This is a genomic window from uncultured Paraglaciecola sp. (assembly GCF_913058035.1).
Classification (GTDB): domain Bacteria; phylum Pseudomonadota; class Gammaproteobacteria; order Enterobacterales; family Alteromonadaceae; genus Paraglaciecola.
Map to the genome: position 1 here is coordinate 1 of NZ_CAJXPA010000001.1, position 21,986 is coordinate 21,986.

Genomic DNA, 21,986 nt, shown 5'->3' on the forward strand with positions numbered 1-21,986 from the left:
TACTTGTTTTGAGCAGATTTAGCTCTTTCAAAGCTAGACCAAATCACAAAAATAAAAAAACCGCCTTGCGCGGTTTTTATTTTAAGCAAATTTTTTAACGTCTTTTACCAATCAATTAGGGTTTCAACTTCTGCATCATAATCAACTCCATGTAAGTCAAAGCCAAATAATTTCAAAAACTCATGGTGATAACCTACATAGTCACTTAATTCGTGAAAATTTTCTTGAGTCACTTGATCCCATAAGGACTTAATTTTTGCCTGTGTCACATCGTTAGTTTCTTTGCTATTCATATAAAGGCGACCTAACTCATCCACTTTTGGTTGTGATTGGGTCAGCTTGTCTGTAAATAAATCGTATATTTGTTCGATACAACCTTGATGTGTCCCTTCTTCTTTCATCACTTTGTAAATAAGTGAAATATACAAAGGCATAACTGGAATGGCCGAACTAGCTTGAGTGACCAACGCTTTCAATGACGAAACATAAGCATGAACATTTTTACCAACATTGGTTTTTGCTATGTCAGCTGCAGCACGGTCTAAATCCTCTTTAGCTTTCCCTATTGTTGCTTGTCCATATATTGGCCAGGTCAACTCTTTACCCACATAGGTATAAGCCGTGGTTTTACAGTTATCTGCCAGTAAGTCTGCTTCCCCTAAAGCGTCAAGCCATAGCTCCCAGTCTTCACCGCCCATCACTTTTATAGTTTGTTGGATTTCGTCCTCATTAGCAGGTTCTAAAGCTATTTCATGAATAAGATTTTTATCGGTATCGTAGGTTTTCGTTTTGTATGATTGCCCCACAGGCTTTAAAGTTGACTTGTATACTTCACCCGTTTCAGGATCGGTTCGTCTAGGAGAGGCTAAGCTATAGATAATTAAATCTACCTTACCCATATCTGCTTTGAGGGTGTCGATAACCTGTTGCTTAAGATCTTTAGAAAAAGCATCACCGTTTAATGTTTTAGCGTACAAACCCTGTGCGGATGCTTTAGAATGAAAACTTGCGGTATTGTACCATCCAGCGGTACCTGTCTTACGTTCTGTAGGTGGTTTTTCGAAACAAACACCTAAAGTATTAGCGCCACCGGCAAATGCAGCAGTAATCCTTGAAGCGAGTCCATAACCAGTAGAACTACCAATAACTAATACATTTTTTGGCGCATTGTTTAATGTTCCCTGAGCTTTAACATAATCAATTTGTTGTTGAACATTAGTCGCACACCCAATTGGATGTGCATTAGTACAGATAAAGCCACGGATCTTGGGCTTAACAATCATATAAATTTCCTATTTAAAATTTTCAAGGCATTGTAATGCTTGTCAACGCTTAAACACATCTGAACAGCTGATAAAGATGCAATGGTTAAACTTTGTTTAAGGTTTAACACTAACCAAAGGGCATGAATGTCCAAGGTAATATGTCAAACAAGGTCAATAAAATATTAATAAATAAGTGGGTAGACACATTAACTCGTAACAAATTAACAGACGGTCGTAAAAAAAGTTAATATTAATTAAAAGAGTCAACGTACTGCATTTTCTACTTACGATTATTGGTTATACCCAGCACGATTTTTGTAATATTCAAACTCTGATATTTGATGGTATTTCATCACATTTGATTGGAAGTCAGAATAAGATTTATAAACTTTTTTAAACATCGGGTCGGCGGCCGACTGTTCTTGCATCACATCAATTGAGGCATTCTTTAATGCTAACATCACATCCTCAGGCAAAGGACGCATATTAACACCATGTGTCTCGACTAAGGCCTGCATTGCCGAATTATTAGCAGCAGTATATTCGTCCCACATATCTTGATTAACTGCACGAGTTGCTACTTCAATAATAGCTTGTAAGTCATCTGGCAGAGCTTCGAATGCTTGTTTGTTAACCATAAATTCTAAATTAGCGCTAGGTTCATGCCAACCTGAGTAATAATAATATTTGGCGGCTTTGTGTAAACCAAACGCCAAATCGTTGTATGGACCTACCCATTCAGTGGCATCGATCGCGCCAGACTGGAGGGAAGTAAATAGTTCACCTCCTGTAAGTGCAACAGGAATACCACCCAGCTTTTTAAGTACTTCGCCACCTAACCCAGGAATGCGCATTTTTAAACCTTTGAGGTCGTCAACACTATCAATTTCTTTTTTAAACCACCCTGCCATCTGTACCCCAGTATTGCCACCAGCAAAGGGGATTAAATTAAAAGGCTCATATACTTCACGCCATAATTCCAACCCACCGCCGTAATGAAGCCATGCATTCATTTCGGTAGCGTTCATTCCAAAAGGAATAGCAGTGAAAATCTGTGATGCGGGAGCTTTTCCTTTCCAATAATAAGAACCTGCGTGACCCATTTCAGCTGCACCACTAGAAACAGTATCAAATACCTCAAACCCGGGCACCATTTGCCCAGCACCAAAGACTTTTATTTTAAGCCTGCCATTAGACATGCGCTCAACATACTTGGAAAAAGTTTCTGGCCCTCTACCTAAACCTGGGAAGTTTTTTGGCCAAGACGTTACAAGTTTCCATTCATAGTTTTGCTGTTCTACTCGCGAAGTGGGAACGTCAGAAGATTGCCCTCCACAAGATATCAAGAAGGTATTTATTGTAAGCAAAACAAATAATTGCAGTAATTTCATATATAGATTCTCGAAGGTCATACTCAAAGTTTAGAAGGTAACCAAGTTACCAGATTTGGCCAAATTGCCAAACAAGCTAGCAACAATAGTTGAATAAGTATAAAAGGTGCAACACCTCGGTAAATATGTGATGTTTTGACCTCTGGTGGTGCTACACCTCGTAAATAGAATAAAGCAAATCCAAATGGTGGTGTTAGAAACGAGGTCTGTAAGTTAACTGCTATCATGATCCCCAGCCAAATTGGGTCAACTCCCATTGCTAATAATACTGGAGCAACTAAAGGGACAACGACAAAAGTGATTTCAATAAAATCTAAAATAAAGCCAAGTAAGAATATCACCACCATTACCAATAATACCGCAGTAAATACCCCCCCTGGCAAACTTGCAAATAATTTTTCAATTAACTCCTCGCCACCAAAACCACGAAATACCAATGAGAATATAGATGCGCCAATCAGGATCAAAAACACCATAGACGTGACCTTGGTTGTCGATAACATGACCTCTTTTAATTTTTGTAAATCAAGTTTTTTATTGGTCAACGCTAACACTAATGCACCTGCTGCACCAACACCGGCAGCTTCAGTAGGTGTAGCGAAGCCAGCTAGAATTGAACCGAGCACTATGAAAATTAATAAAAGTGGTGGAAATAGCGCTGCAAATAAACCACCAATAGAAATAGGTGGTTGGTCATTTTGTTCAAGTGACGGGTGTATATGCCTACTTGCAAAAACTAAGACATATAGAAGATACATGGCGACTAACAAAAAGCCTGGAATCAATGCACCAACGAATAAATCACCGACTGATACAGATCGTGGGGAAAATATGCCCATATTCAGTTGTGCTTGCTGGAAAGCACTAGATAACACATCACCCAATAGAACCAAAGCAATCGATGGAGGAATGATCTGTCCCAGCGTGCCGGTAGCACATATTGCCCCGCAAGCAAAAGATGGTGAATAGCCTTTTTTAAGCATTGTCGGTAAAGAAAGCAACCCCATAGTGACTACCGTGGCACCGACTATGCCTGTACTGGCAGCTAATAACATACCAACTAACACCACAGAAACTGCTAGCCCTGACTTCAAGTTGCCGAGAACTTGTTCCATGGCAAGCAGTAAATCTTCGGCTACTCGAGATTTTTCTAGCATCACACCCATAAAGATAAATAGCGGAACAGCAATCAACGTTTGGTTAGAGACTATCCCAAATAAGCGGCTGGGTACTGCCTGTAGGTAAGAAGTATCGAACACCCCAAATAGGGCACCTATACCAGCAAAAATGAGTGCGGTGCCTGCCAGCGAATAGGCAACGGGATAACCTAATAACAACACCAAACATACGGCTAAAAACATCAACAGCGAGATATATTCCATTACTTATTGATATCTTTTGATAAGTGTTTATTTAATGATAATCTTGCGACATTACGCACTGTCTCGGCTATTCCCTGAAGCAACATAGTCAGCGGGAATATTAAAATTAAACTTTTTAACAGAAAGACAGCAGGCATACCACCAGCTTCTTGAGACTCTTCCATAACTCGCCAGGACCGCAATACATATTCTAAACTAACCATGAAAATGAAAATATTCACTGGCATAAGCAATAACAAGCTTCCAAAAATATCTACTTTAGCCTGTTTTTTCGGGCTAAAGCGACGATAAAAAATATCGACTCTTACATGTTCATTGACGCGCAAAGTGTGGGCTGCACCCAATAAAAAAACCATAGCATGTAAATACATTACTGACTCTTGCATGGCAATCCAGCCAAGATTAAAGCCGTATCTGAGCACTACAATGAGAAATGTGAGTAATACCATCGTCAAGGTAAACCAGCTCACTATTTTACATAGAAATTCATTCAGAGAATCAATCCACTGAAGACCAAAATTAGTCGAAAAATCGCGCATGTTATGTATTCTTATTATTGTGTTAATGCCATGTTGGAAAAACTGGGCCTAGTATCTTATAGATGTTAAATGTTTTAACAAAAGAATACTTGAAAATAAATGTAGTTTGTCGATTATTACAAAGCCTTCCAAAAATTTTAATCTGCTGGTGGAAATCAATGTTTACTTACAAAGTTGTTTTATTTTTAGATAGTTATCATTGTCTTTAACATTTTTTTTGTCGTAAAATTGTCTCGATTTCATGGAATAAAATTTGAATTCACTTCAACGGAATTGAGGAAGTAGTTCACTTCAATTCCTGAGTAAATAAAAAACTATCAGGAATAATAATGAAACACAGCATATTAAAACTCACACTACTAGCTACTGCCATTTCGAGCAGCATAGCTGTGCACGCACAGTCAGAAGAAATCAATAAGGTCGAACGTATACAAGTTACCGGTTCGCATATTAAAAGAACCGATATGGAAGGCCCTTCACCTGTCACATCATTATCTGCCGATGACATCACCAAAACAGGTGTTACTGACTTAATCGGTCTGTTTACTAAGCTGCCGATGGCTGGGCAAGGTACTTTTTCTACTCAAGGTAATAGCAGTGATGGAACAGGTAACGGTGGTTCAAGTGTATCACTAAGAGGTCTGGGTGCAGATTCAACTCTGATACTTGTAAATGGTCGTCGTATTTCTGTTTCTCCTTTTGCTAATGAAATAGATACCGCCTTTGTTGATATTAATAACATTCCATTAGCTGCTATTAAACGAGTCGATATATTGAAGGATGGTGCATCAGCTACCTATGGTTCTGACGCAATTGCCGGGGTTATTAACATCATATTGAAAGACGATTATGATGGTTTAGAAGTTTCTACAAAAATTGGTGACACAGCCGATGGTGGCGGCAAAGAATCTAACACTAGTCTATTGTTTGGTAGCAGCTCAGAAAAATCCAATCATACCTTTGTGTTGGATTACTTTGATCGTGAAGAAATACTTAATGCCGATAGATTTTACACTAGTTCGTCAAATCAAACTGCTTTGAGACCTAATGACCCTTATGTATCAGACAGCAGAAGCTCGTCAGGTTACCCAGGTACAATAGCCCTTGCTTCAGACAATACTGTTCGTACACCAGATACATTTGGTAATGATGTTTGTCCTGCTGATCAAATTGTAGGCACTTTATGTCGTTACGATTATGCACCAATGAGTACCACTGTACCCGCATCTGAGCGTGTGAGTTTTATGTACATGGGTAATTTTGAAATTAACGATACTCTAAGAGCGTTTGTAGAGTTGAATGGACAAAACTCAAAAACAACTATTAGAGGGGCAGCTAGTCCAAGCTTTAATGAGCTATTTATGTCTGCTGATAATATCAATCATCCTTTTGCCAATGATGATACAAGTATATTTCATGAACAAGAATTGACTATGCGTCGTCGTTTGGTTGAAATTGGAAACCGTGAAAAACGTGTTGATTCAGATTATTATCGAAGTGTTTTTGGCTTTCAAGGCGAATTATCTGGATGGGATTGGGAAACGGCTTACAGTTATATAAAAAGTGACTCGATTGAACGTGGAGTCAATGGTTTTCCAAACTCTCGTAGAACTCAAGAAGCAATTGATAGTGGTTTATGGAACCCCTTTGAGCCCTCTTCTAACAGTCAGGAATCCCTTGATTTTATAGAAACTCAAACTACACGTTATGGTAAATCAACCAGCAAGTCTTTTGACGGTAAAATATCTGGTCCCATTATGGATATGTCTGCAGGCGAGCTTATGTTGGCTTTAGGCGCTGAATACCGTGAAGAAACTATTAGTGATAACCCAGATGACCAGTTCCTTCGTGGTGATGTATTTGGAACAGAAGCAACACAGGCAAATGGTGAGCGTGATAATACTTCTATCTTCGCTGAACTAGCCATCCCCGTAACTGAAACACTCAACATTCAGATAGCTGTGCGTCACGAAGATTATAGCGATTTTGGTACGACTACTGATCCTAAAGTTGCATTTATTTGGACACCTACCGATGAACTATCGATAAGAGGTTCATATGGTACTGCTTTCCGTGCGCCCTCTCTTAGTCAAATAGGTTTAGGTAGTACTGACGAATCACCTAGCTTGGTCGATTCTGTTCGATGCGCTGCAGTAGGTAATGTTGACCAAGCCTGTGAAATTTTTGAATACACGGCCATATTGGCTGGTAACCCTGATTTAGGGCCTGAAGAGTCTAAGAGCTATAACTTGGGTGTTATTTATGAAGTCACAGAGGATATTGATTTCTCTTTAGATTATTATAATTACGACATTGAAGACGTAATCGGTAAAGATACCCAGTTCGTATTTACCACTCAAGGTAACAATTCGGCGGTTGTTGAACGTTTACCTTCAACTGTTGCGGGTGACCCAGGACAAGTGGTTCGTATTTATGACCGCTTTGAGAACTTATTTGATCTTAAAACATCTGGTTTAGACCTTGATTTGGGTTACAAAATGTCTTCTGACATGGGCGATTTCAAGTTCAACTACGTCTTAAATTACGTATTGAATTACGAAGATATTCGAACTGGCGGTCGTATCGATACCCAAGAAGGGGGATTTGAGCAACCTGAAATCCGTTGGACAACCTCTGGTTCATGGGTAAAAGCAGACTGGAGCGCAAATTTTGCCATCAATTATATCGGCGAGTTTGAACAAGACTCTGCTATCCGAAATCGTTCAGACGGCACAATAGCACCTGATATTGAAGCTATGATAACGGTTGATACAACGGTTAATTATGTAGGTTTGGAAAATACAACATTGACTTTAGGTGTAACAAACCTTTTCAACGAAGAGCCACCGTTTAGTTATCATTCATGGACCGGTTATGTTTCAGGAACACATAACGCACAGGGTAGGTTTGCCTACCTCCAAGCTACTTATAAGTTCTAGGTATCTGAAACCAGTAATTACACGATAACAAACGTTAATGTGTTGTGAATTAAAAGGCGTCTCTATGACGCCTTTTTACTATTCTACAATTACTCTACAACTATTCTATTATTGGTCTAATTTACTGCCACCTAGGCAATTAGGTGAGTTTGGAAATTCACCATATAGGTTGTGCCATTCTTCTTGTGTGTAAGTATGCAATGCCAAAGCATGTATGTCGTTTGCTAACTCCTCTTTTAGTACTGAGTTAACCGCTCTATGGCGTTTTATCAGGCGTTCGCCGCTGAAACTAGGCGTGACTATGACCACTTTAAAATGGCTCTCTGACCCAGCGGGCACATTATGCATAGAACTTTCATTAATGACTTGAAGGTGTTGTGGATTAAAGTGATTGAGTAATTTTTTTTCAATATTATTTTGAATCTTCATATATTCTCCAAGGTAATTTAAGCTCTAAATCACCATTAATTTTTGTATTATCCATTTTAGCTTTAAAAAAGTGGTACGACATTTTGCTTATGGCTGACTGAGCATAACTGATTGACAGTTAGCTATATTTTTTTTGTTAGATTTTACACGTGTTTCTATACGATTTGGTACTAACCACGGCCAATGTTGAGTACGTATCTGAACGTGAGATTGACTCTTGCTGCTAACACTTTCTTGGTTTTTGCTATGCTGTGTTGCCAATACTTTTGCGTATCGCCACTCATGATTAATAGACTACCACTGACTAAAGGCAATCTAACTTTCTCCTTAGTTTGATTGTGATAGAAATCTAAATTGCGCACCTCGCCAAAGCTTAGCGATGCAATCACTGGCTGTTGGCCTAGTTCAGGCTCATTGTCTGCATGACGTCCCATTCCATCTTGGCCGTTGCGATATAAATTTGCCAATACTGAATTAAAACGGCTATTGCTGGTGTTTTCACATTTTTGTTTAAGTTCAAGTAATGCTGGACTCCATGGCAAAGGGCACATACTCAAATTTGAGTATTGATAGTCCGCATTTTCATCGCCATACCAGGCTTGTAATCTTGGTACATTGAAGGTTTTTCCGTACAAGGTAATTTGCTCTTGGCGCCAGTCTACCTCTTGTTGCAGTGAGCACATGATGTTTGCTGCTTCTAGTGGCGGAATAAAATTAGGATAGTACTTTAGATTTGCATCAAGCATATCCAGATGTATTGGCGTGTTATCATATTGTGATTCAAACAGTGACTTTTGCATAACCCACCAGATTCGGACATAAATGAACACCAGTTTAACGCTTTTAGACAGAAACTTGCAGTTAGTTAGGTATCCACAAGAATTGCAACATCCAAGCTGGCAAGCGTGGGATGCTGCAGACGAATACCTAATTGAATATGTTGAAAAAAATATTCAAGACTTACAAAGCCAAACTGTGAGTATTTACAATGATGATTTTGGCTCACTAGCGTGTTGGTTTGCCCACCTGAACCCTTCTTGGATAAGTGATTCTTTCGTGGCTAAACAATCTTGCTTGGTTAATCTGCAGCAAAATAACATCCCCGTTGAGTCAGTAAAATTTTATGATTCAGTCACCCCAGTAGATTTACCAGTAGAACTTGTTTTACTGAAAATCCCCAAAACTATGGCGTTACTTGAACAACAATTAATTGACTTACAAACAAGGATTTTGCCATCGACTAAAGTCATCGCTGCAGGCAAAGCCGCACTGATAAAAAAATCTACCTTAGCCCTGTTTGAAAAATATTTAGGTGTCACTACCACTTCATTAGCTAAGAAAAAAGCACGTTTGGTTTTCTGTCAACCTAGTTGTAACAAATCACATTTAAGTCCTTATCCAACTGTTTGGTTTACAGATAAACCTCGGTTTGAAATCAGTAATATGGCCAATGTGTTTGCCCGCCAGCAACTGGATATTGGCGCACGGTTCATGCTTGAAAATTTGTCTAAATTAACGAACATGGATAACAAAACAGTGATTGATTTGGGCTGTGGTAATGGTGTGTTGGGTTTACATATCTTAAATCAAAATAAAAAAACCAAGGTAGTGTTTACTGATGAGTCATATATGGCGGTTGCCTCTGCCAAACAAAACGTATTGGTCAATCTAGCTGACAAAGAGTCTCAGTCAGAGTTCCTAGTGAACAACTGCTTGGATGACTTCACTGAACAATCTAAATTTTCTGACGTAGACACAGTGTTATGTAACCCGCCTTTTCACCAACAAAATGCCATTACTGATCATATCGCGTGGCAGATGTTTAAAGATGCTGAGTCACTGCTTCAAAATGGTGGGCAATTGTTTGTGGTGGGTAATCGCCACTTAGACTACCCGAATAAACTAAAAAGATTGTTTGGCAATGCAACAATGATTGCAACTAATCAAAAATTTAGTATTTTATCTGCTACTAAACAATAGGCCTTAGGAATATTACAATGTTAAAAACACTTTCTGCCGCTTTCTTTGGCCCTTCTTTTGCACCTTTCTTTGTGGTGCTTCTTGTCAGTTTATTTGTCACTATCCCGAATCTAGTTGTTGCAAAAACTAAAATTGATGGTTCACATATTCAACCTAATAATTATTACCCTCGTGTTAAAATGATCACCAGCATGGGGGATATTATTGTTGAATTAGACCGTTCTAGAGCGCCTATTACCGTTAATAATTTTTTGCGTTACGTAGACAAACGTAGTTACGAAGACACCATCTTCCATCGAATAGTGCCTGAGTTTGTTGTACAAGGTGGAGGTTACGATACCAATTTTGTAATAAAACCATCATTTGGAAAAATATTTAATGAGTCTGGTAATGGCTTAAAAAATAAGATGTACAATATTACCATGGCAAGAGAGAAGGGCCCACACTCTGCTACCCGCCAATTCTTCTTTAATATGGATAATAACGATAGCTTAGATCCTGGAAGAAATTGGGGATATACTGTATTTGGTATGGTTGTCGAAGGTTACGAAGTATTAGATAAAATGGTCAATGTAAAAACAGATTTCGACTCAACACATGGCTGGTCAGATGTACCGGTAGAGCAAGTTATTTTGGAAAAAGTGATTGTTTTACCACCTGTATAAAAACTTTAATATTGTTTAAGCCCCATCGATGAGCATTAGACAGGAATAAACTGACTAAAAAATAATTTCTGTTGTCATTACAAATGCGGTTTAACCTTTTATGAATACAAAAATCCTTAATTTAGGTGTTCTGTGTCTGTGATTTTTTTGCAAACTTTCCTACTACGCTCTGTCTTGTGCGCGTAATTCCGTGGCAGCCTAACGTTCGAATACGCAAATACTTGATAGTCGCTAATGCCTGATGATGGTTCAATTTTAGCTAAACCCTAAAGAAATATAATTATACAATACCAAGAAAAACAAATAGCAATTAATAAAATAACATTAAAATAATAACATTGGAGAACAACGTTGAATAGTACACATAACAACCTAACTTTCAGACCGGCTTTCCGGTTGGCTTTATTGGCCAGTGCCATTTCAATTAGCTTTTGCGGGTCGTTGAATGCACAACAAAAAACGGCTGAAAAAGACAACAATGATAGAATTGAATCTATCACAGTGACTGCAACCAAACGCTCACAAGTGATTTACGAAGTCCCTCTTTCTATCAGCGCTTTTAGCGGTGAAGCACTCGCAGCACAAGGCATTAGCGATTTGACGGATATAGGAAAGTTTGTTCCTAACCTCAATGTGACAGGCTTTTCAGCGGGACATACCTCTTCGGCCAATCCTTTTATTCGTGGTATTGGCTTGCAAGACCATTTGATTACCACTGATCCTGGCGTCAGCGTTTACGTTGATGGAGTCTATCTTGGACGTCAAGTTGGTCAGAACTGGAATTTAAATAATATTGAACGTATCGAGGTATTACGTGGGCCACAAGGGACGCTTTATGGCAGAAACTCCATCGGTGGTGCGATCAATATCATCACTAAACAGCCAGATGCTGAGGCGTTAACTCAATTAGGCGTTCAAGCTGGTACTCGTGGCCGTGTTAAGGCTGATGTTTTTGTGAATAGGGCACTCAGTGATTCTGTATCGTTTAATTTTAATGCCGGATATAATGCACGCGATGGTTTAGGCGAATTTATAAACATTCCAGATGCGGAATATGATGTAGGCGAGACCAAAGAATTATACGGGCGTTTATCAGTGAAATATGCTCCCAACGATGATTTTAGTGTGGTGTTGACTGCTGATGCAAATGACGGTGAAGGAGGACTCAGACCTTACACGACCCTAATTGATGAAATTCCCACAGGAGCTTATTATACAGGCATGCGTTTTGGCTCTGCCACTCCAGTAGGACCGCTACGCAATACTGATGTATCGGCAGACCCCTACGACAACGCTACAGGCACTAAGGAAGTCACTACCGTGACTAATGAAGCGCAAGGACTGTCATTGACAGCAGACTGGAGTCTTTCAGATACGTTATCAACCAAAGCAATAGTGAGTCATCGTACTTCTGAGTATAAAGCAGGTTTAGATGATGATAGCACCATTTTTGCCCTTGACCATTATCCTGAAAAAGGTGATGCCGATCAGACTTCAATCGAGTTGCAGTTAAATGGCTATTACGACGAATTTGATTTTGTCTCTGGCATATATTGGTTCAATGAAGAAGGCAGTAATCGTCAAGGGGCAGATTCCAGTTTTAACGGAGGTGGCAACTTATTGGAGCTTGATCAAGAAACAACCAGTCGTGCAGTGTTTGTTAACCTAGGTTATGGAGTGACAGACGACCTGCGTATTTCGGGTGGTGTGCGATATACCAAAGATGAAAAAATAGCTACAGCAAATGTGGGAATTGGCCCTTTCACCTCAGAAGATGATTGGAATGAACTTAGCTTTGAACTATCAGCAAATTATACCTTAGAAAATGGCCTTAATTTTTACGGTAGTGTGCAAAGTGGTTATCAATCAGGTCAATTTCCTGCTCGACCTTTTTGTCTGTTCGGTGACCCCTTATGCTTTGTTGCATCAGATAATATCACGGCAGTTAATTATGAATTGGGTCTTAAAGGTCAAGTCACCGATGATTTCAGTATGAGTGTTGCGATATTCAATACTGAATATGAAGACTTGCCATATCAAGTTAGTACTACTTCTGAAGGTGGTTTCGATACTAGTAACCTAGTGGTTGAACAAACATCACGGGGAATAGAGTGGGAAAGTACACTTTATTTTAGTGAAAATTTTAAAGTGCATACTAGCCTTGGTTATATGGATGTTGACGTAACTGAACAAGATGGAATTAAACCTGTTGCACCATTAACTCCGGATTTGACTGCATCAATTAGCCCGTCATATGAATTTGAGCTAGCCGGTGGCGCGACTATTAACACTAGAATTGATTATTCATTTCGTAGTGACATGTATGGAGAGCCTAGCTCAGATCCCGGCAGATTAACTGAAATTGACAGCCGAGAGCTAGTTAATTTTAATGTAACTTACATGCCTGCTGAAGGTGATTGGAAAGTGGCTTTCTACGGAAAAAATATATTTGACGAGCGTTACGATAATGCCCGCTTAAATACAGGCGACTATATTTTGCAAGTATTAAGTAATGATGCGAGTGAATTCGGTATTAGGTATAACACCCAATTTTAATTAAACAGGGTGGGGATTAGTCCTATAAAAAGCGGCCTCTGATGGTCGCTTTTTTATTTGTTATATATAGGTGGCGCTTTGCTTATGATTTGATTTCCGACTTCAATCGTCTTAATTTTTCTATACTTTTTTTTGTAAGTATTTCAGTCATTTAAAACTTAGGCCTAGTATTTTCAGTAGTTCAAAAGATTTTTTGAGCATTAGCCAAGATCTGAATGGTGCAATCTAGTACGTTTTAATAATCGGTATAAAGCAAAAGGTTGTTGATGGGTTTGTGATAGTTCTCCTAACAAACCCATGCCATATTAGTGATATATACTTGAGGCTCTTGTTGCATAAAAACAACAATTTAATGTCTGTTTTGGCTTATCGCTCGCCAATATCTTTAGTCAATCTAGACGTGTAGCAGATTATTAATAAGATTCGCATCTTTTACTGTTAGTTTCGTGACCTCAATTTGGACGGCGTTATGACGTTCAACGTTTTGTTTCTTGGCGATATTCTAAAACTTGGTGTTGCTCTAATAGTCGGTCTATTTGTTCTTGTTGCTGTTGCGTAACTATCGCTGGCCTAGCATAAAGGCAATCATGGCGGTCATTTATCCAACCATGCTCCCAAAAGTGAGTGTTTTGGATAAACTCTGAGGCAAAATTGGCGACACCCATATCAAAACACCCTACTAAACAAGTATCTATATAGGTTTGATAGATAGGATATTGGCTGTTGGCTTGTAATTTATTCATATTGGCACATATAAATATTTTACAGGTGTCTGGGTTAGCTCGAATATTGGCAAGTTCAATCTGCGCTAATTCAGATTCTTGGGCGGCCACTATAGTATTAGGGTCGACCTCAACAAATTGATAGTCTTGCTCACGGTCGCGAAGTTCAGGTGATATTTGTTCTATGCGCAATAACACTGCGTTCAAGTTAGCTGTTTCAACTGGGGATACTCCTAAAGCAGTCTGTAAGTGTGCTATACCTCTTGCTAGCCATTCCCGTTGCCATCCATTTACGACAATTGGCATGTTGGGGCAAAAAATATTTGAATGACGTGAGCGACTATCATGGCTGAGTAAACTGCCATAGCCCACAAGGTAGTGTTTCTGTTTAATTGACATACAACTCTCCAATTACTAATGCCATTAAAACCACATGAGGATAGGCTACCGTAGGTTTAAGTGCTTGTTTGATATACTCGCTTACCAATCCAACGGCATGAGGCCTAGATTGATTCCATGCAAGATTAAATTGCATACCCATATGTGATGCATTATCTGGCATGTGGTTTGGGTTGCCTTGAATCGCTCGTTCGACAACTTCTAAGCGTCGCCCGATCCTATTTTGAAATGTTTTCCAAATGCCGTCTTGAAGCCATAAAATAGCAACAACTGCTAATGGCCATAGCTTTGTATCTAATACGAAAACTAAAATACAGCAAACTAAAATGTTAAAAAGCTTAATGGCTAAAGAACATTTTTCATAGCTGTCGAATTGGTTTTGTAAAGTGATCCACTCACTTTGTAATATGTGAGGTTGTTCATCAGACATAGGTTATTCATTAACTTTTTTATTGATAATCGACAGATTTCATACTTTAGCAAGAACTGTTACAGTGTGTTGAGCAAAAATGTTCAATCTATGCTCGGCTATTTTCAAAAGCAATGACTTGGTCAATATCAGAGCAACTTAATGCAAGCATTAAAAGTCTATCAATCCCAAGAGCCACACCTGCACAAGCTGGTAGGCCAAAGTTTATCGCCGCTATAAAGTTTTTATCTATGGGCATAATATCTAAACCTATATTTTGTCGTCTAACATTGTCTTGTTCAAAGCGTCTGAGTTGTTCTTGGCCATCAGTCAACTCATGAAAACCATTAGCCAATTCTATACCTTTAAAATACAACTCAAACCGTTCGGCTACTAATGGATTAATGGGATTTATTTTTGCTAAAGCAGCCTGGCTAGCAGGAAACTCCATCACAAAACAAGGGCGTTCTTGCCCAATTTGGGGCTCTACATGTTGACTAAACAATAACATGAGTAAAATGTCTTTGTTGTCTTCAGCGGCTGCCAGATCATGGTATCCATATTGGCAAGCTAAGGTTTTGATGTCAGACAGAGTAGAGGTTAATGGGCAGCAACCCAGATGTTGTTCAAATATATTTTGGTAGGTGACACGATCTGCTTCATCACAACCTAAGACCATTTGTATGATTTCATTAATTTCGGTCATTAACTGCAGATGATCAAAACCCGGCCTATACCACTCAAGCATTGTAAATTCAGGATTATGATAACGCCCAGCTTCCTCATTTCTAAAAGACTTACATATTTGATAAATTGGACCACTGCCAGCGCTCAAGAGTCTTTTCATGGCAAATTCAGGTGAGGTTTGTAAATATAAAGGTGATGTTTGCACCGCAAAAGGATGATTAAACTGAGTACAGAAAGAATGTAAATGTTCGTCTGTGACAGTCGCGTGACTTAGTGCGGGTGTGTCCACTTCAAGTACCTCATGTTCTGCAAAAAAGTATCTAATTTTTTGCAAGATTAAGGCACGTTGTTTTAACACTGCAATTGAGGCACTGGGCCGCCAGTTGTCTATGCGCATTATTATCCTATTTTAAATAATAAAAAAGCCCACTAACGTGGGCTTTTGAATTTTGATAGACAAACTATTTTTGTGCTCTAGAGACATACTCGCCGTTACGCGTGTCGACTCTAACTACTTCACCTGTTTGTACAAATAGAGGCACTCTTACAACAGCACCAGAAGACAAAGTGGCTGGTTTACCTCCAGTACCTGCAGTGTCGCCTTTAAGGCCTGGATCAGTTTCAGTAATTTCTAATTCAACAAAATTAGCTGGTTGTACTACAATAGGTGCACCGTTCCAAAGGGTAATAGTGCACGTGTCGTTTTCTACTAACCATTTAACGTTTTCACCAACGGCTTTTTCATCCGCGGCAATTTGTTCAAAGGTGTCGTTGTTCATAAAGTGCCAGAACTCACCATCTGTATACAGATAAGCGAGTTCAGTATCGATGACATCTGCACCCTCTACCGAATCACCTGATTTGAATGTCTTTTCTATGACTTTTCCTGAAATAAGCTTGCGAATTTTAACCCGGCTAAAGGCTTGACCTTTACCTGGTTTAACAAATTCATTTTCAAGAATGTTGCAAGGTTCGCCGTCGAGCATTATCTTTAGGCCTGATTTAAATTCATTTGTGCTGAAATTCGCCATGTGTCCCCGTAATATAACTATGCTGAGTCTGTAATTGTTGCAAATAATACCTAAAAAACTGATGACTGTAGAGAGTAACTGGCAAAAAGAACTGGCAATGTCTTTTTCTGACCCTGTTTTATTGCTTAAATATTTGGAATTACCTCTAGAAGACTTCACAGATGACATCAAAGCACGGCAACTTTTTCCGATGCGAGTACCGCGCCCTTTTGCTGCTAGGATGCAAAAAGGCAACCCTTTAGATCCATTATTTATGCAGGTGTTCACTAGCCGTAAAGAATTTGACACTGCACAAGGTTTTTCTACCGACCCGTTACAAGAACAAAACAACAAACAGTCCGGTATTTTACATAAATACCATAATCGTCTTTTGTTATTAGTAAGGGGCGGTTGTGCGGTGAATTGTCGATATTGTTTTAGAAGACATTTTCCTTACAGTGACAATCATTTAAATAAGCAACAATGGCAAAAAGCGTTAGATTATATCGTCGCTAATCCACAAATCGATGAGGTGATCTATTCTGGTGGTGATCCACTAATGGCGAAAGATGACTTTTTAGCCTGGCTAACAACCCAGATTGAAGCCATCCCACATATCAAACGACTGCGTATTCATACTCGTTTACCCGTGGTTATCCCTTCTAGAATTACGACAGAGCTTATTTCATGGTTCACGCAGACTCGGTTAAAACCTGTGATGGTGTTGCACGTTAATCATGCCAATGAAATTGATACAGGATTGGCAAAGTCAATGCAAAAGTTAAAGCAGGCAGGGGTAACGTTACTCAATCAGGCGGTGCTGTTGAAAGGGATCAACGATACGGCAGATCAACAAATTGCTTTAAACGAAGGGTTGTTTGAAATAGGTGTGATGCCTTACTATTTACACGTTTTAGATAAGGTGCAGGGGGCTGAACATTTCGATTCGCCTGACAGTAAAGCAAAAGAACTCATGCGAGAATTGATAAAGCGTCAGCCAGGTTATCTGGTGCCTAAACTCGTGAGAGAAATAGGTGGCCAGCCTGGCAAAACGCCGCTTGACTTACAGCTTCATCCTTAACAAAACTCAATAAAAGAGCCTCACTAGTATTAAACAAACGTGTCGACAATAGACCCAATTGCTGAATTGGCAGACGAAGTTTTAGGTGCTGCAGCTGCTTCAAGTAATTCTATTGTCGCTTGACCCTCTATTTTTTGCTGAGATTTAGCAAGTTGTAGAGATTTTATTTCAAGCGTAGAACTGACCGACGACTGACTCGCTCCTGAAATATCCATACAGTGCTCCTTATTACTTGTAGCAAGGTACAAAAGCGGGCAAAATTGCTCACAAGAAATATATCGACAACCTTAAGTAAAACTTTAGCTATGCAAACTATTATTCAAACTCTCAGTGAAAACGTTCAAGTTATTTATCGAAAATCTATTGATGCCGATCAGGTCATTAGCCGTTTACAATATGATGGCAAAGGAAAATTCAGTGCAGTTTTTGCCAAAGATGCAGGTTTCACTACCAGTAGTCGACTTTTCAAACCTTATGTAGAAGAACTAGCGAATGAAGTATTAGCACTAGAACAAGCTACTCAAGAATCTCTAAAAGAACAATTACCCAGCCTGGTAATGAAAATAGAGTTAATGTTAAAAACGTTAAGTAAATTTCAGAAATCTGCTCGATAATCTACTGCTTTTTTTGATTTTTAACGTACCTGATGAATCGGTAGTTCAGCGATTCTTTGCCTGATACTTCTTACCATCTTAAGGTACTCAGGGCTGTCGACCTTGGTAAATTGTTTGCTAAATTCGCTTCTGTCTAAGCCTTCAGGAAATCCGTTAATGTTTGGGAAAAATAGGTCTTCATCGATGTTACCGGCTAATATATTTTGAACCGAGCTAGCGTTGGAGGGGCTTGATGCAGCAATCGCAAATTCCACCCCAGCAATGTCAGCTGCTAAGTCGACAAAACTATAGCCGCTTCCACCGTCGCCTCTATCCATTAACTCCTTAAACTCACCAATAGCTATACTTAACCCCTGTTCGGAAAGTATTTTGATGGCAGCAGAAAAGATAAAATGTTGATGGAGATCAGCTCGAGATTTTAACCTAGGAATAGCGTTAGGAAACGCCACCTTGCCTTTTCTTGGTTGCACATCACCTACTAGATTGGCAAACCTATGGTTCCCTGCATATATTGCTAGTGCCATAATGGCGGCCTCGTTTTCTTTAGGCGCAGTCTCAAAAGTTGAGCGATTCTTTGCCCAAGTAAACATTGGACCAATATACTTTGCCAAAGACTGGGGTGTTGGGCTTTTGCTTACTTCTAGTAGGGAAAGTTGTTTTAAATAATATGTAGTTCTAAGGCGCATTTCTTCGTCACCAGTTCCGCCCACACTTTTTTTGATATCATTCAATTCTTTGAGAAATTGATCAAGTGGTAGAACAGACAATCGCATCTGACCTTCAGTCATAGAGACAGTCTCTACTTGTTGTACAAATTGACTAGCGATATCGCTGTTGGTATACCAATTAGCTAAATAAATAATAGTGCTTAGAGCGAAACTCCCAGGCACATTAACAGGCCCAAATTTCACATGGCTGACATTAATGCCAGGGCCAGGTAGCAATAAAATGTCAATATTCAGATATTGACCTACAGAATTTTTTGGTAATAAATAGCTAGCTAAAATGCTGGTTGAATTAGGGCCGATATGTACTCGACCATTAATTTTTTCATGGGCGCGTTGTGCAAAACCCACTAAACTATTTAGCTGATTTTGACTAATATGTATGTCTTGTTTGTTAGTTCTATTTTTAACACTATCACTAAGTTGTTTTATCAGTTTTTTAACTGAATCAGCTTGGTTGACTTGTTCACTACTGCTAGCAATAACGTTGGGATGCGACTCAATAACGGTAAAAAAAAGATACGTGACGGCTACTGTTAACAATAGAATCAAAAAACTAATCGTTTTAAATAGCTTAGCCAAGATATTTTCCTTCAGGCTTGATAACTAGTATGTCTGATTGAAAAAACACAAGATTAAACAATCGCCATATCCCCTTTAGATTCTAACCATTGTTTGCGATCTGGTGCGCGTTTTTTGGCTAATAACATATCCATCATTTCTAACATTTGATCTGCATCGTCCACCATAAGCTGTACTAATCTTCTGGTGTTGGGATCCATGGTAGTTTCACGCAATTGCAAGGGGTTCATTTCACCCAACCCTTTAAAACGCTGAACATTTACCTTACCACGCTTTTTCTCAGCGGCTATGCGGTCCAAAATACCTTCTTTTTCCCCTTCGTCTAACGCGTAATAGACATCTTTGCCGACGTCAATTCGAAATAGTGGAGGCATAGCTACGTAAACATGGCCTTTATTAACTAAGGTTCTAAAGTGTCTAACAAATAATGCGCACAGTAAGGTGGCAATATGTAAACCATCAGAGTCAGCGTCGGCTAAAATACATATTTTGTCATAACGCAGGCCACTTAAATCTTCCGAGTCAGGGTCTATACCCAAAGCCACAGAAATGTCATGTATTTCTTGTGAAGCTAACACTTGAGATGAGTCGACTTCCCAGCTGTTTAAAATTTTGCCGCGAAGTGGCATGATTGCCTGAAATTCTCTATCTCTGGCTTGTTTTGCAGAGCCCCCAGCTGAATCTCCTTCCACTAAAAATAATTCGGAGCGGCTGGTATCCTGGGTAGAACAATCGGTAAGTTTGCCGGGTAAAGCAGGTCCTTGAGTCACTTTTTTACGGGCTACTTTTTTACTTTGACGTAATCGAGTTTGTGCATTGTTAATACACATATCAGCCAGTAACTCAGCGACATCGGTATGTTGGTTTAACCATAAACTAAAAGCATCTTTAACCACACCTGAAACAAAAGCGGCAGCTTGACGCGAAGATAAGCGTTCTTTTATTTGCCCTGCAAATTGTGGGTCTTGCATTTTAGTAGATAAAACATAACTACAACGATCCCAGATGTCTTCTGGTGTGAGTTTGACTCCACGCGGTAATAAGTTTCTAAACTCACAAAACTCACGCATCGATTCTAATAAGCCTTGACGCAAACCATTAACGTGCGTGCCACCTTGAACCGTTGGGATAAGGTTGACATAACTTTCGTTAATCATTTCGCCACCTTCAGGCAGCCACATAACAGCCCAATCCGCGGCTTCGGTGTTACCTGAAATGGTGCCTACAAATGGACTGTCTTGTGGCAAGGTCACATATTCTTTTACCGATTGATATAAATAGTCACGCAAACCATCTTCGAAATACCATTCGGTAGTTTCATTACTGATTTTGTCATCAAATCGTATTCGTAAACCAGGACATAATACCGCTTTAGCACGTAACACATGTAATAATTTAGTGACAGAAAACTTGCTTGAGTCAAAGTATTTTGGGTCAGGCCAAAAGTGAACTTTGGTGCCTGTGTTGCGTTTACCGCAGGTATCGACAATTTCTAACTCCTGAACTTTTTCACCGTTTTCAAAAGCAATTTGATGTACGTTGCCATTACGCCGAATATTCACCTCTACTCTTTTGGATAAAGCGTTGACCACAGAAATGCCAACACCATGTAAACCACCAGAAAACTGGTAGCTTTTGTTTGAAAATTTACCACCCGCGTGTAACTTAGTCATAATCAATTCTACCCCTGAAATACCTTCTTCAGGGTGGATGTCTACAGGCATACCACGGCCATCATCTGTGACTTCAATGGATTGATCTGAATGCAGTACCACTCGAATTGTGGTGGCAAATCCGCCTAAGGCTTCGTCAACACTATTATCAATGACTTCTTGGCTTAAATGATTTGGGCGTGTGGTATCCGTATACATACCAGGGCGGCGTTGAACTGGCTCTAGGCCGTTCAATACTTCAATAGCGTCTGCGTTATATTCGTTTGACATATTTATTAATCAAAGCTCTCGTTATTCGTACGGTGGATGTGCGGCAATGCTAAAAGCATTTTATATGTTATACCAAGCTTCAATTAGTCTTGCAGTAGAAACCTAAAAATATCTGGTAAGAATCGCTGAAAATCTTGAAAACTATGATCACCGCCTTGCTCTATGCTTAGTTTATAGTCTTGGTACTTAGTTTCTGCTTGGCGGTAGTCTAACGTTTCGTCTGCAGTTTGTAACAACACCCAATAATCAGACTTGGGATTCAAAGTGGGTGTATCCAGATAACGAAGCTCGTCAATATGTTGGTTTTTTAGTAAAAAAGGTTGTTGCGTGTGCGGATTAATATGGGCGCCTAAAAAGTCGACTAATAAATCAAAAGGTCGCACTGCTGGATTAACTAAAACTGCTTTGCCTGAATATTTTTCCACCATGAACGACGCTAAAAACCCACCTAATGAGCTACCAATAAAACGTAATTTTTTGCCATGATGTTCAGCAATTTTCTGTTCAATAATAGCGACGGCATCATTAGGGTAGTTCGCAAGTTGTGGTATTTCTAAAATTAAATCGGGGTAATTAGCCTTCACAAACTCGATAGTTTGCGAAGCTTTTTTCGACTGCGGTGAACTAAGAAATCCGTGTAAATAGATAACAACGTATTGCAAAGTCAA

Annotated in this window: 20 protein-coding genes; 6 read left to right on the forward strand and 14 right to left on the reverse strand. The window is 39.3% G+C overall.

The features are described from left to right. Positions 1-104: 104 nt before the first annotated feature. The 4 genes from fabV to QZ562_RS00020 all read right to left on the reverse strand — a co-directional run bounded on the left by fabV (position 105) and on the right by QZ562_RS00020 (position 4,577). Entirely contained in the window at positions 105-1,283 is a 1,179-nt protein-coding gene (gene fabV / locus QZ562_RS00005; protein WP_293755261.1) for an enoyl-ACP reductase FabV, read from the reverse strand. Between the two features lie 272 nt (positions 1,284-1,555). Further along, positions 1,556-2,656, reverse strand: a complete 1,101-nt coding sequence (gene dctP / locus QZ562_RS00010) for a TRAP transporter substrate-binding protein DctP (RefSeq protein WP_293755263.1) — start codon at positions 2,654-2,656, stop codon at positions 1,556-1,558. Between the two features lie 23 nt (positions 2,657-2,679). Next, entirely contained in the window at positions 2,680-4,038 is a 1,359-nt protein-coding gene (locus QZ562_RS00015) for a TRAP transporter large permease subunit (RefSeq protein ID WP_293755264.1), read from the reverse strand. Further along, complete coding sequence (locus QZ562_RS00020) at positions 4,038-4,577, reverse strand: TRAP transporter small permease subunit (RefSeq protein WP_293755266.1); 540 nt, start codon at positions 4,575-4,577, stop codon at positions 4,038-4,040. The genes QZ562_RS00015 and QZ562_RS00020 overlap by 1 nt, the downstream gene beginning before the upstream one ends. A 329-nt stretch (positions 4,578-4,906) precedes the next feature. On the opposite strand from QZ562_RS00020, the gene QZ562_RS00025 reads away from it, so the two are divergent. Then, a complete protein-coding gene (locus tag QZ562_RS00025; RefSeq protein WP_293755268.1) occupies positions 4,907-7,516 on the forward strand; it encodes a TonB-dependent receptor in 2,610 nt (869 codons plus the stop codon). 108 nt (positions 7,517-7,624) lie between these two features. Here the strand turns inward: QZ562_RS00025 and bolA are convergent, their stop codons facing one another. Both bolA and QZ562_RS00035 read right to left on the reverse strand, forming a co-directional pair. Next, a complete protein-coding gene (gene bolA / locus QZ562_RS00030) occupies positions 7,625-7,945 on the reverse strand; it encodes a transcriptional regulator BolA (protein WP_293755269.1) in 321 nt (106 codons plus the stop codon). A gap of 170 nt (positions 7,946-8,115) precedes the next feature. After that, on the reverse strand, positions 8,116-8,745 hold the full coding sequence (locus QZ562_RS00035) for an alpha-ketoglutarate-dependent dioxygenase AlkB (protein ID WP_293755270.1): 630 nt from the start codon (positions 8,743-8,745) through the stop codon (positions 8,116-8,118). A gap of 22 nt (positions 8,746-8,767) precedes the next feature. Here QZ562_RS00035 and QZ562_RS00040 point away from each other — a divergent pair, with 22 nt between their 5' ends. The 3 genes from QZ562_RS00040 to QZ562_RS00050 all read left to right on the forward strand — a co-directional run bounded on the left by QZ562_RS00040 (position 8,768) and on the right by QZ562_RS00050 (position 13,146). Next, a complete protein-coding gene (locus tag QZ562_RS00040) occupies positions 8,768-9,925 on the forward strand; it encodes a methyltransferase (protein ID WP_293755271.1) in 1,158 nt (385 codons plus the stop codon). 17 nt (positions 9,926-9,942) lie between these two features. After that, entirely contained in the window at positions 9,943-10,590 is a 648-nt protein-coding gene (locus QZ562_RS00045) for a peptidylprolyl isomerase (protein WP_293755273.1), read from the forward strand. 351 nt (positions 10,591-10,941) lie between these two features. Beyond that, positions 10,942-13,146: a TonB-dependent receptor gene (locus QZ562_RS00050; protein WP_293755275.1), complete on the forward strand. Its 2,205-nt coding sequence runs from the start codon at positions 10,942-10,944 to the stop codon at positions 13,144-13,146. A gap of 476 nt (positions 13,147-13,622) precedes the next feature. Here the strand turns inward: QZ562_RS00050 and QZ562_RS00055 are convergent, their stop codons facing one another. The 4 genes from QZ562_RS00055 to efp all read right to left on the reverse strand — a co-directional run bounded on the left by QZ562_RS00055 (position 13,623) and on the right by efp (position 16,394). After that, complete coding sequence (locus tag QZ562_RS00055; protein ID WP_293755277.1) at positions 13,623-14,267, reverse strand: hypothetical protein; 645 nt, start codon at positions 14,265-14,267, stop codon at positions 13,623-13,625. Next, positions 14,257-14,697: a hypothetical protein gene (locus QZ562_RS00060; RefSeq protein ID WP_293755279.1), complete on the reverse strand. Its 441-nt coding sequence runs from the start codon at positions 14,695-14,697 to the stop codon at positions 14,257-14,259. Before QZ562_RS00060 ends, QZ562_RS00055 begins: the two co-directional genes overlap by 11 nt. Positions 14,698-14,785: 88 nt before the next feature. Beyond that, positions 14,786-15,760, reverse strand: coding sequence for an elongation factor P--(R)-beta-lysine ligase (gene epmA / locus QZ562_RS00065; protein ID WP_293755280.1), 975 nt, complete (start codon positions 15,758-15,760; stop codon positions 14,786-14,788). A 64-nt stretch (positions 15,761-15,824) separates the two neighbouring features. Continuing rightward, positions 15,825-16,394, reverse strand: a complete 570-nt coding sequence (efp, locus tag QZ562_RS00070; protein ID WP_293755282.1) for an elongation factor P — start codon at positions 16,392-16,394, stop codon at positions 15,825-15,827. A 34-nt stretch (positions 16,395-16,428) separates the two neighbouring features. Between efp and epmB the strand changes: the two genes are divergently transcribed. Beyond that, positions 16,429-17,454, forward strand: a complete 1,026-nt coding sequence (epmB, locus tag QZ562_RS00075; protein WP_293755284.1) for an EF-P beta-lysylation protein EpmB — start codon at positions 16,429-16,431, stop codon at positions 17,452-17,454. Positions 17,455-17,483: 29 nt separating this feature from the next. Here epmB and QZ562_RS00080 read toward each other — a convergent pair whose 3' ends face one another. After that, on the reverse strand, positions 17,484-17,669 hold the full coding sequence (locus QZ562_RS00080; protein ID WP_293755286.1) for a hypothetical protein: 186 nt from the start codon (positions 17,667-17,669) through the stop codon (positions 17,484-17,486). A 90-nt stretch (positions 17,670-17,759) separates the two neighbouring features. On the opposite strand from QZ562_RS00080, the gene QZ562_RS00085 reads away from it, so the two are divergent. Further along, positions 17,760-18,068 (forward strand): hypothetical protein, encoded by a 309-nt coding sequence (locus QZ562_RS00085; protein ID WP_293755288.1) that lies wholly within the window; start codon positions 17,760-17,762, stop codon positions 18,066-18,068. Between the two features lie 20 nt (positions 18,069-18,088). On the opposite strand, the gene QZ562_RS00090 is transcribed toward QZ562_RS00085, so the two are convergent. From QZ562_RS00090 to QZ562_RS00100, 3 genes are all read right to left on the reverse strand, one after another. Further along, positions 18,089-19,375: a hypothetical protein gene (locus QZ562_RS00090; RefSeq protein ID WP_293755289.1), complete on the reverse strand. Its 1,287-nt coding sequence runs from the start codon at positions 19,373-19,375 to the stop codon at positions 18,089-18,091. A gap of 53 nt (positions 19,376-19,428) precedes the next feature. Further along, the gene (parE, locus tag QZ562_RS00095; protein ID WP_293755291.1) at positions 19,429-21,318 is read right to left on the reverse strand and encodes a DNA topoisomerase IV subunit B; all 1,890 of its coding nucleotides are present in this window, start codon (positions 21,316-21,318) and stop codon (positions 19,429-19,431) included. Positions 21,319-21,401: 83 nt separating this feature from the next. Continuing rightward, positions 21,402-21,980 (reverse strand): YqiA/YcfP family alpha/beta fold hydrolase, encoded by a 579-nt coding sequence (locus QZ562_RS00100; protein WP_293755293.1) that lies wholly within the window; start codon positions 21,978-21,980, stop codon positions 21,402-21,404. Between the last annotated feature and the right edge of the window lie 6 nt (positions 21,981-21,986).